The organism is Pseudomonas sp. QS1027, from assembly GCF_002814235.1.
GTDB lineage: Bacteria > Pseudomonadota > Gammaproteobacteria > Pseudomonadales > Pseudomonadaceae > Aquipseudomonas.
The window spans coordinates 1-945 of sequence record NZ_PHSU01000065.1; the positions used below are offsets into that span (position 1 = coordinate 1).

General features: G+C 62.6%; 1 protein-coding gene. It reads right to left on the minus strand.

The window, feature by feature from the left end:
- Window positions 1-927 (minus strand): AMP-binding protein (locus CWE01_RS33155; RefSeq protein WP_157815324.1); only part of this gene is annotated, 927 nt, incomplete at its 3' end.
- Between the last annotated feature and the right edge of the window lie 18 nt (window positions 928-945).

The window sequence follows — 945 nt, forward strand, 5'->3', positions numbered from 1 at the left end:
GGGGTCATTTGCACTGGCCTTCAACCACAGGCGCAGCTCCGTCTTGAGGAGTTCGCCGTAGTTGTTCCTGAGCACTACGTTGCGCAGGTCTGTCGGGTAGATGGGCGCGTCGCCATAGATGATGGTCTTGATGCCCTTGCCGTCGTAGCCTTGGAGGCGGGCCTGCTCGACCATGTACGTGAACATGGTGGGGGCCACGAATAGTGTGATATTGCCAAACCCTCTCGCCAGTGCGAACAGTTCGTCGGCGTTGAAGTCGCGGGACTGCGGGACAACATGGCGAGCGGCCCGACACACATGGATCAGGCTGTAGAGCCCGGCGCAGTGAGACATCGGCGCGGCATACACCACGACCTCATCGGTGTCGATCGGATCGACATCGGGTGAACAGTCCTGCGACATGGCCGTCAAGTTGCCGTGGCTGAGCATCACCGCCTGTGCGTCGCCTGTGCTGCTGGGGGTGTAGAACAGCCAGGCCAGGTCGTCGGCATGCCGCGGACAAGGTGTGTCCGGCGGCGAAGTGATCGAGGTGAGTGCGCCCATGTCCTCCCGATCCAGTTCGTGGCACCCCAGGGGGAGTCTCTCGGGGGAGAACACCTGGCCGCCGTCGGTGAAAATCAGCCGGGCATCGGCGTTGCCGACGATCCAGCCGGCCTCGACGGGGTGCAGCTTGCAGTTGATCGGCACCGCCACGGCACCGGCCCACCAGATGGCGTAGAGCAGTTCGAGGTATTCGCAACAGTTCTTCATGAACAGCACAACCCGATCGCCGGGGGCGATGCCATGCTCGTCGATCAGATAAGCGGCCCGGTGTCGGACCAGGGCGACAAAGGCGCCGTAGTTGGCGACTAGCTGCTGCCCTTCGAACAAGGCTGGGCGCTTCGGATATTGAAGACCGGCTTCGTCCAGCCAGTTGGCGATATTCATGCTCGGCTCCTGCGTGCC